This is a genomic window from Streptomyces sp. NPDC090442, from assembly GCF_044769405.1.
GTDB lineage: Bacteria > Actinomycetota > Actinomycetes > Streptomycetales > Streptomycetaceae > Streptomyces.
Genome location: NZ_JBIVXW010000139.1, coordinates 1 through 9,822, shown reverse-complemented (window position 1 = coordinate 9,822; position 9,822 = coordinate 1). Strand labels below are relative to the sequence as shown.

At 67.7% G+C, this 9,822-nt stretch carries 4 protein-coding genes and 3 pseudogenes; 1 reads left to right on the top strand and 6 read right to left on the bottom strand.

Features of this window, described 5'->3' with window-relative positions:
- Positions 1-1,203 precede the first annotated feature (1,203 nt).
- The 3 genes and pseudogenes from ACIQU6_RS43000 to ACIQU6_RS42990 all read right to left on the bottom strand — a co-directional run.
- Positions 1,204-1,545: pseudogene (locus ACIQU6_RS43000) on the bottom strand (transposase); the annotation flags it as partial.
- Positions 1,461-3,704 (bottom strand): annotated as a pseudogene (locus ACIQU6_RS42995) (SpoIIE family protein phosphatase); the annotation flags it as partial. The pseudogenes ACIQU6_RS42995 and ACIQU6_RS43000, both read right to left, overlap by 85 nt.
- A gap of 183 nt (positions 3,705-3,887) precedes the next feature.
- The gene (locus ACIQU6_RS42990) at positions 3,888-4,547 is read right to left on the bottom strand and encodes a DedA family protein (protein WP_403487899.1); all 660 of its coding nucleotides are present in this window, start codon (positions 4,545-4,547) and stop codon (positions 3,888-3,890) included.
- Positions 4,548-5,795: 1,248 nt separating this feature from the next.
- Here ACIQU6_RS42990 and ACIQU6_RS42985 point away from each other — a divergent pair.
- A pseudogene (locus ACIQU6_RS42985) lies at positions 5,796-5,879 on the top strand (transposase); the annotation flags it as partial.
- Positions 5,880-6,329: 450 nt separating this feature from the next.
- Here ACIQU6_RS42985 and ACIQU6_RS42980 read toward each other — a convergent pair.
- The 3 genes from ACIQU6_RS42980 to ACIQU6_RS42970 form a co-directional block, all read right to left on the bottom strand.
- Positions 6,330-6,569: a hypothetical protein gene (locus tag ACIQU6_RS42980; protein WP_403487897.1), complete on the bottom strand. Its 240-nt coding sequence runs from the start codon at positions 6,567-6,569 to the stop codon at positions 6,330-6,332.
- Between the two features lie 208 nt (positions 6,570-6,777).
- Positions 6,778-7,575, bottom strand: a complete 798-nt coding sequence (locus tag ACIQU6_RS42975; RefSeq protein ID WP_403487895.1) for a transposase — start codon at positions 7,573-7,575, stop codon at positions 6,778-6,780.
- Positions 7,576-7,855: 280 nt separating this feature from the next.
- Positions 7,856-8,059, bottom strand: coding sequence for a hypothetical protein (locus ACIQU6_RS42970; RefSeq protein ID WP_403487893.1), 204 nt, complete (start codon positions 8,057-8,059; stop codon positions 7,856-7,858).
- Between the last annotated feature and the right edge of the window lie 1,763 nt (positions 8,060-9,822).

Sequence of the window (9,822 nt, the reverse complement as noted above, 5' to 3'; positions counted from 1 at the left end):
ACCTCGACAACTGCATGGGCTCTCGGAACACCCCGAGCATGCCCACCGATCACCCCAGCTCACCGGGAAAATCCAAGATCCCCGACAGAGTCAAGCTGAGCCGTATCCCTGGCCTTGGTGGTGTTGGAACGCAACACGGCAACGGATGCTGGTGCGGGGCTGTTGGGTGCGGACGCCGCCAACCATGGTGACGGGCAGGGGAGGACCCTGTACGGCCAGCGGCGCCCTCGCCTGAGTCTGGCATGTGAACGTGCCCACGGGGCGAGCCGCGCCGTATATGAACGGTGGATAGTCACGCGTGTGTTCTGCGCGGGGTGGGGCTCGAGGGATTTACGGCCCCGACTGCCGGGCGAGGCGTCGGGGCCGACCACATCGTGAGAAGCGACGCCCTCTCCAACGAGTCCACCGACAAGGCATCACAGAGAGTGACTAAGCGGGATGTCTCACCCAAGACCGGCGGATGGGGCACCAGCCACGCACGACAGGCCCAAGCCACACCGAAAGAAGAGCAAGCCCTCCATTCCCGCCCTACCGAAGCCACAGGCACCCCGCCCACAAAGCCCAGGGGAGGCAGCACCCCCAGCATTGCCGTGCCCACATATGGGCACGTAAGATGCCTCTTGACCATGCGTTTTCGCAGGTCAAGAGGCATCTTAGGTGTGGAGCCTAGGGGAGTCGAACCCAAAACTGAGACGCGTCTCACCTGCGGTTTTGTCGGAATACCGGGGCAAACTACCTGTTTTCCGTTGCGCTCGATGGCGCTCGATTGCCCTCTGCACCGACCGGGTGCCCACACGTGGGCACACACGCTCCAGTCGTTGCAGAAGCAATCATCAACCGCGACAGAGTCGCTTCAACGCAAGGAAGTGAGTCCTACTCGCCTCCTCTTTGCGCAAAGAGGGGTGCCGTGCGACGGGGCCACGCTTCACCTCGGGCACTCGCTCAACGGTTGAGAACGTGCGTGTCGGCGCCGGTTTCTGCGCGAGGTCACGCTGTCATGACGAGCAGTGCACCGCCCTAACTGGTGACGCCATACGCCACTCAGCGAGCGGCCGCATCAACTACGCCGGCCCCAGCGCATGACGCGCCCGCGCCCCGGGATCAAGCCCATGACTACCTCCTGTGAGGTGCCGAGCTCACCCCCCCCGTCGCTCACCCGTTTGTGCCACCGGCCACGCCCTCGCGCTTGAGGACGGCGTGTACCCAGACCTTTTGGCGCACCAGTTGTGGGTCGGTCGAGCGTAGGACTTTCTGGCGTCCGCGTTGGAAGGTCTTGATCTGTCGGTAGGCGGATTCCGCTTCCCAGCGCTCGTGGTACAAAGTCGCCAGTTCCGATGCGGGATGGGTGTCTGTGTCTTGGGTTGAACGGCCTATGGGGACGGGGGCAGGTTCTGTTCGGCCCAGATGGTCTTGCCCGTGGGCAATGGGCGGGTGCCCCAGCGGCGGGCGATCTGGGCGATGATGAAGAGCCCGCGCCCGCCCTCGTCGGTCGTGCGTGCGTGGCGCAGGTCTGGTGCGGTGCTGCTGTCGTCGGTGACTTCGCAGATGAGGGTGAGGCTGCGGGTGAGGCGTAGTCGTATGGTGCCGGTTCCGTAGCGGATGGCGTTGGTGGCCAGTTCGCTGGCGATGAGTTCCGTGGTGATCTGCAGCTCGTCCAGTCCCCAGGTGTGGAGCTGGTCGTTGACTAGTCTCCTGGCGTGCGAGACGACGGCTGGGTTCCGCTGGAGTTCCCACTGCGTCGTCTGGTCGGCGTGGAGTGCTCGTGTCCGGGCTAGGAGAAGGGTCACGTCGTCGTTGAGAGGTCGCGGGGGAAGGGTGTTGACGACGCCGTCGCAGATGTTGTCGAGCGTCCGGTGTCCGGGGGTGAGTGCGTGGATGAGCCGGTCGGGGCTTGGCTTGGTGTTCGGGGTGAGTGCGTGTAGGAGTCCGTCGGTGTGCAGCGCGATGACGGTGTCGTCGGGCAGTTCCATCGCCATGGCTTCGAAGGGCAGGCCGCCGGTGCCGAGTGGTGGACCGGCGGGGAGGTCGGGCACCGTCGTCGTGTCATCGGGGTGGAGGAGGATGGGGGGGGTGGCCGGCTGTGGCCATGGTGCATTGCCGGCTCACCGGGTCGTAGACGACGCACAGACAGGTGGCGCCAAGGCTATCCGTCCTGGGAGGGGCGTGCTCAGCTAGGCGCTGGACGAGGTCGTCGAGCCGGGCGAGAAGTTCGTCGGGGGGCAGGTCCATGGCGGCGAGCGTGTGTACTGCGGTGCGTAGTCGTCCCATGGTGGCGGCGGCCTGGATGCCGTGTCCGTAGACGTCGCCGACGATCAGCGCGGTGCGGGCGCTGGAGAGGGGGATCACGTCGAACCAGTCGCCGCCGGCTCCTTCGCGGGCATGTGCCGGCAGATATCGGGAGGCGATCTCCAAGGTCGTCTCCCCCGCCAAGTCGTGCGGCAGGAGACTGCGTTGCAGTGTCACCGCGATGGAATGCTCCCGGGTGTACCGGCGTGCGTTTTCCAGGCAGAGGGATGCGCGGGCCGCGACCTCCTGCGTCAGGAAGAGGTCGTCGGTCTCGAACGGCTCGGGCAGGTTGTGGCGCACGAGAATCGCCACGCCCAGCACGATGTCGCAGGCACGCAGCGGTACGACCATCGCCGAGCCCGGACGTTGGGACATGGTGCCGGCGGCGGGGTCCCGCACCGGACGTGCGGAGAGGGCGAGTTCGGACTCGGAGGTCAGTATGGCCCGGCCCGTGGTCCGGCTCTCCACGACGGAAGCGGGTCCCGCGTACCGCACCGTGTCGCCGCACTTCACCGCCGGGCGCCAGCACTGGTGCGCCGAACACAGCCTGCCCGAGCGGACCAGTACGGCGTCCTCACCGAGGGGTTCCCTGACCGGCTCGTGGCCCTTGACGGCCCAGTCCGACAGTTCGACGGTGCAGCAGTCGGCCAGGCGTGGCACCGTCACGTCGCAGAGCTCCTGTGCGGTGCGCATCGGGTCCAGGGAGTGCCCCAGCCGGGTGCCCGCCTCGTTGAGCAGCATCAGCCGCCGTCTGGCCTGCCAGCGGTCGGTGACGTCCAGGGCCATGAAGCCCACGCCGACGCTGCCGGTCCCGGCATCCTTCAGGCGGAAGGCGGACATGGCGAATGCGCGCTCGTGCCTCGGGTCGGCTTTGACGTGTCCGTGATAGATGTGATCGATCACGGGGCGTCCCGTGTCCAGCACCCGCTGGATGTGGGCCCGGGCCCTGCGCACGATCAGCCCTGGTTGGAGTTCGCCCCAGCGGCGCCCGACAGCCTGGCCCTCGGCTACTCCCCCGCCGTGCTCCAGCGCGTGGTTCACCCACACGTACCGCAGATCGTCGTCCAAGACGGCCATGGCGACTGGTGACTGGTGCAGGAAGTCCTCGTAGAGCGAGGTGATCATCCCCGGCCGGGGCCCAGGCCGCATGGGGGTGCCCGTGATCAACCAACACACCCGTTCCGGCGGGAAGATCAGCCGGGAGATGTCCACGGTCAGCCGGACGTCGTCCCCGTCGAGATGCCGCAGGGCCAGGCGGCCCCGCCACGGGGCCGCCTCCGCCACGGCTGCCAGTGCTTCCGGCGCCAGCTCGGGTACCCGGAGCAGCCGGTCCGCGCACTGTCCCACGGCCTCGTCCGCCCTATGGCCGAGCAAGGCCTCAGCCCCGGCACTCCAGCCCGCCACGGTTCCCTGTGCATCGAGCAGGGCGACGGCCACATCCAGCTGACCGACGGGCTCCGCGGCAACGCCGTTGTCATCCCTGCCGGAGATCGTCACAGCGGCTCCTCCGCTGCACTCAAGGTCGCATGGTGGCCAACAGGCACAAGTATGGTCTCGGCCCCGGGCAGGCGCATGCGCAGAAGCAGGGTCCGGGGGTGCGGTCACCGCTTCCCCAAGCGGGCGCGCAGCAGTTCCACGATGACCGGCAGCGTGGCGATCACCACGATGGCGATGATGATCGGCTCGATGTTCTCGCGGACGAACACGATGGTGCCGAGCCCCGCCCCGAGCAGGATCAGCCCGGCCCCCCAAAGGACCCCGCCGACGATGTTGTACGTGAGGAAGGTCCGGTAGTTCATCCGGCTCGCACCAGCGACGATCGGCGTGAAGGTCCGGGCCAGCGGTACGAAACGGGCCAGGATCAACGCCTTCGGCCCGTGCCGCTCGAAGAACCGACGCGTGCTGTCGATGTGCCCGCGCCTGACGAGCCGGGAGCCCGGGCGCTCGGCGAGCGAGGCGCCCGCCCTGCGCCCCAGGACATACCCCGCCTGATCGCCGAGGACGGCGGCGACCACCACCACCGCCGCACACACCAGCCACAGCGGCTCGTCCAGCTCACCTGTGGTGACCAGCAGGCCGACCGCGAACAGCAGGGAATCACCCGGCAGGAAGAAACCGACAGGGATGCCGGATTCCAGGAAAACCACGACCAGGACCCCGAACAGCCCGAACCGGCCGACCACTGCGCGTGCGGTGACGCGAAGCCGACCGCTGGCATGACGCAAGCATATTCCGCGCAGCCAGCCACCGATCCTCCTCACGGACGAGCGTAACCGGGGTGATCTCCAACCGGCGGCGTCCGACTCTGTCGGTGTGGACCTGAGCGGGTTCGGTGTGGCTGTGGTCGGTCCGGGTGACAGGCTGTGTGTCGGCGGCGGCTCGGGACGTCCGTCGGGACGGTCGGCTGGCGGGACAGTACGTGCGCCGGCGGCGTCGTGAGCGGTGTACCGGGCGTCAAAGGCACCACCGTCGGCACGCCATCGGGCACGCACGACAGGGCCGGGGCGCCGCCGAAGCCGTCGCCGGTCTGCAGATCGAACCCAGCATGGTCTCCCTCGACCGCCTCGAAGGTGAGCCCCGACCAGATCCTGGCCAGGGCTCCGCCACTGGCAACCCGGCCAGGATCGCCGGCCGCACCGGCGATCGAAACCTGACCACCCTTGGGCACGACGCACCACGCCCGCCCCAGCGTACGACGCGTCCGCGCCCCGGGATCACGACCCTGACCACCCCCCCCCGTGCGGCGCCGAGATCACTCCCCCTCGCTCACCCGTTTGGGCCATCGGGATCGCCCGTATGGGCACACCGAGGTTGCATGGAACCACGGCTAGGCCGCAAGGCCCTCGGACAGAGCCCACCCGTCTTCAAACACCTCACGGAGACGGAGCGGGCAGCACGGGAAGGCAGCCGCCGTGTACGTCATGTGTTGCGCCCCCGCATACCCCGGCAGCCCAAACACTCTCTGGCACATCATCTCCCACAGCACCCCCACCACACTGTGCGGATACCCCCTGCACCTCATACCCCCCACCCTCACCGCAGCAACCGCGCCCACCGAAGCGCACTGCGCACCCTGCATGGCCGTCTTCACCACCCTCGTACACCCCCAACCAGCAGCAACCCAGCAGCAACCGCACTCTCTCTAGCAGTTGCGGCCCCTCGACGGATCAGGTAGTGGATAGCCCGATCGGCCCAACCCGCTGTGACGCCTTGTCCGTGGACTCGTTGGAGAGGACGCCGCTTCTCACCATGCGGTCGGCCCCGACGCGCCGCGCCCGGCAGTCGGGGCCGCACAACCCCCAAAGACTCACCCCACGCAGAACACACGCGTGACCACCCACCAGCAGGACCACAGCGCGGCTCGGACCATGACGCACGTTCACATGCCAAGCCCAGTAAGGGCGCCGCCGGCCGCACAGGAACCCTCCTGGCCGTCCGCATCGCCGGCGGCGTCCACAACGAACCGACGCGCGCCGACGTCCCGTTGCCCCGTTGCGGGCGTGCCTACCATCTGCAGCACAAACGCGATCGAGAGCGTGAACGCCCGCATCCGCAAGGCCGTCCGGGCCCTCGGCCACTTCCCCTCGCGGCAAAGGCCGACGCCGCTGGACCCTGCGCGGGAAAGCACCTCGCTCCCGCCGCCTGAGCCGCCTTCTCCACCACCGCATCCTCCCCCGCCTGAGGGCACAGCGTCACCACCGACTACGAAACGGAGCCGTTGACGGTACAGACCTTGTACGTGCCGTCGAGCTTCTCCTCTGCGGCGATGCCACTGCTGTGGCAAGCACCGCAAGATCGCCACGCGCTCCGTGGCAGCGTCTTGTCGCTATCGATTTTGGAGAGCGCAGACCCGGCAGGGTCGCCGGTCCTGTGGTGCGCGCCGGATGCCTGGTGTAGTGCCGGGGTCTGTGGCGTTGCCGGACCGCGGGGTTGGGTGGCCTGGGGAATGCTCCCGCGGAGCGGTGACGACACTGGCCTCGCACCCGCGTAGCGGGCTCAGGTCTGCCACGCCGCTCCGCGCGGTGAACGGAATCACCGGGCTGCTACCGAGTACGCGCCTTGCGTTGGGCCAGGGCTGCGGTGGCGATTTTGGTGTCCAGGAACAGGCCGAATTCTTCCAACGCGATCACTTGCACCTCTGCTGCCGTCGGCGGCGGGCGGTCCTCGGCACGGTGGGCATGGGCGAGTTCGGCTGCAGCGCGAGCCAGCAGCTGCTCACGCCCGCCGGGGGGCAATTGGTCGCTGGTGTAGGCGGTCAGGACCTGTCGCCACAACCCGCTCACCGCCCCTGCCGCCGAGCTCTTGACAACGGCGTGTGCTGGCCTGCCGATTCGCCCTCGCCCCTGTTCCCGTCGGCGATGCCGCGACAGAGGGAACCCAGGCCAGGACGGGCACCGGCCAAGGCGGTGCCCTCACGGCGATACGGTCCATTGCGCATCACAAGCGGCCCCTTCAGGGCAGACCCAGCGGTCACCACATCGATATACCCGATCACGAATCGTTATCACATACTGTAGGTGTGCCCGGAGCAGCCGGATAGGTGGTTCTGGCTGGGCATGCTTGATCGCTGGGTGGCGGGTGTGGTGGTGGGTCAAGTAGTGGCGGGTGCCTAAGGTTTGCCGCGTAGGGCTGTGCCGAGGGTGGGTGCTGAGCATTCTCTGGTCGTGGTGGTCGACGGTGGCCGGGTAGGCGCGGATCGCGGCGAAGCCTTGGCGCCTTGCAGGGCCCGCATGCATCCGGAGACCTTGATCCGTCGTTGCGCCGTCCGGATGTCTGCTCGGCGGCGTTGTTGTCGAAAGGCAGTTCCAGGTCATGGACCCAGCGCGCGGAGTCCTCCCAGCGTCGCGTGAGGCGATTGAGCAGGGCGTGGTGCTTGGCCTCGGTCTTCGAGGACCGGTCGGCGGTGGCCTCCAGCCCGTCGGCGGCCGCGATGCGCAGGCCAGCCAGTTGTCGGGCGGTGACCGCGGTGTCGATCTGTCCGGTGCCGGTTTCCCGGGCGGTGTCCGCAGCCCATTTCAGGGTCAGCAGGGCGTCGGAGGCCCGGTACGCCGCGCAGTGAGCCGTCTCTCCTGCGCGGTTGGTCACCGCGATCCGTTCCCGCAGTGCGTGTGCTGAGCACAGTGCGCGAGTGGCCTGGTGAAGATGTATACGGTGCCCAGGCGCCGTGCATGACGATGCCTCGGAAAGCGAGCGGTATCCCAGCGGCGCCGATGCCGTCAGTGTCGCGCTTGGGGTGGACGCCGAGGTGACTTCAGGTGCCGGTGGAGGCGGAGTGCGGCCCGTGCGCACGCAAGGCGGTGCGGAACCCGGTCCCGCCGAAGAACGCCAGGGCGCGGTGACACACGCTCGGCAACCAGCGGGCCGAAGGTGTCAAGAGTCTCCGCGCAGCGCCGTACCCGGGAAGCGACGGTGGCCGGGGCGACCTGCGCGCCGAACAACTCGGCCAGGCCCGGCGCACCAACGGCCCTGGCACCTGTACTGCGTGGTGCCAGGGCATGTGGGGAGGCAACACGGCCAACGCCAGCAAAGCGTAGAAGCATCCGAGCCGACGCAGCCGGGTGCCCCCGGTCTACGACAGGTCGCCGATGTCAATCCGCAGATTGTCAGAGTTGGGCTGGCCCTGCTGCTGCGCCTGCGAAGGCTTGCGCTGCGGCTGGTCCTGCGAAGGCTTGCGCCGTGCCTCGTCCTTCGACTGCGGGTCCTTACCGAACCGATCCCTGGCCTCGTCTTCCATCTGCTGGACCGAGCCGTCGACGTTGTCGTCAATGTTCATGATTACTCCGATTTCAGACTGGTTGACCCCCTCCACAGGCTTCCACGGCCTTGCCGAAGCCGCATTCCGGCGCTCACCCCAACGCCCTACCGACCAGTCATGAGGTGATGTCGCGTGCTTCCGACTCCATCTCCACCGTCACCGGGCGCTATCTCTCACTCGATGGCCGACCCTTTCCGGCAGCGTGACATTTCGCGTACCGGCCCAACTCACCTTCCCCACCGCCGATGTGATCCTCGGCGGCCCGGTTGTCACACAGCTCGAGACGCAAGGGCAGATCAGCGCGACCCTGCCGGCCACCGACGCCCCTCACATGGACCCGTCAGGCTGGTCGTACACCGTGACCGAGTCCCTGTCAGGCATACCAGCAGGCCGCTCTTATCAGGCCCTGTGCCCATCGAGGTGCCGCTCGTCGACCTCGCGTCGACCGACCCGACCAAGCCCAACTACGTGGCCGTGGGGGGCGATTCCGCGTACGAGGTAGCCGTCGCAGAAGCGTTCGAACGCGCCCCGGCCGACTGGTTCGCATCCTTGGTTGGCCCCCGCGGCCCCGAGGGAGACCGCGGTCCGATCGGGCCCCAGGGCGAACCAGGCCCCCAAGGCGCACGCGGCGGACAAGGAACCCCGGGGGCAGACGGCCGGGTGCAATCTGTCAACGGCCAATCAGCGGCTGAGGTTACGCTCGAAGCGGCCGACGTTGGAGCAGTCCCCATCACCGCAGCCGGCACCCCGGGCGGCGTCGCCCAACTCGACGCAGCGGCAAGCTCGCCCCGAACACTGATACTGGTCCCGCACAGACGGACAAGAAAGACGTGCCAGCACCGGTCGACTGAATTCCCCAGCAGGAGGGTTATTCACCGGCCCGGATCTCTTGATCGGATGGCTTCTAACTGCCCATTCTTAGTGGGCGGTTCGTGAGTCTTTGAGCTGATCTGCTGTCGCCTGATGGTGTGGCGGCGGGGCGGAATCTGCCGGTCCGCAGGTGGTGATCTGGTGATGTGACCGGGTGAGTGAACGCAAGCCCTACCCAAGCGACTTATCGGACGAGCAATGGTCGTTGATCGGTGCGACACGAAGTCGCGTATTCGAGTGAACTCGCAGATTGGAGGCCGGTTATAGACCGGTGGCGTAGTTCCTGATCAGTGTTCGAGATCAGTCCCCGCCCTGGCGTGCGCTCACAGGTCCCGCTTGTGGGGGTGCGAAGCCCAGGGAAGAAGCTCAAGGGCCCCCGCTCCGTCCGGGGGAGCAACCGGGCGAGGGGAAGGCCGGACGGGCGAACGCAAGTGAACCCCCGATGATGCCTCGTTAGCCCAAGCCTTGGGAGACGGGACGAGGAGCAGGGTGCAGGGTCTGGCCGCTGGAGGAGGCGGCGAGCGGCGGCCGGTGACGATCTACCGGCCGTGGGAACACCGCTGGCCCCGGGGTGTAGGGGGCGCCCACCCCGGCCGTATCTCGTGTGCGCGGAACGTGGAAACCCCGTCGGGGTCCGAGCTTTCCGGCTCGGTAGGCCGATCGTAAGAGGGGCGGAATTCCTCGGCGGGACAGGAAGCCCAAGAAGCGGATGCCGGCGGCCGAAAGGCAGCGGGACCCGGGACATGTGGTCGCCCCTCCAGGCGGCTGTCACGGGGAACCGGTCGGATGTCGGTCCTGGCGACCGGTCCCGAAAGGCAGGGCTGTTGCAAAGTCTTGGGGGTTCCACGAATCTGCAGGTCACAGCTGGGTGACGGTCTGTCAGGATGGCCTCTCCGTATGCAACGAAGCTC

What these genes read in the sequence shown, in the direction of transcription:
- ACIQU6_RS42970 (WP_403487893.1), bottom strand. Translation starts at nt 8,059, where the DNA reads ATGAACATTGACGACAACGTCGACGGCTCGGTCCAGCAGATGGAAGAC.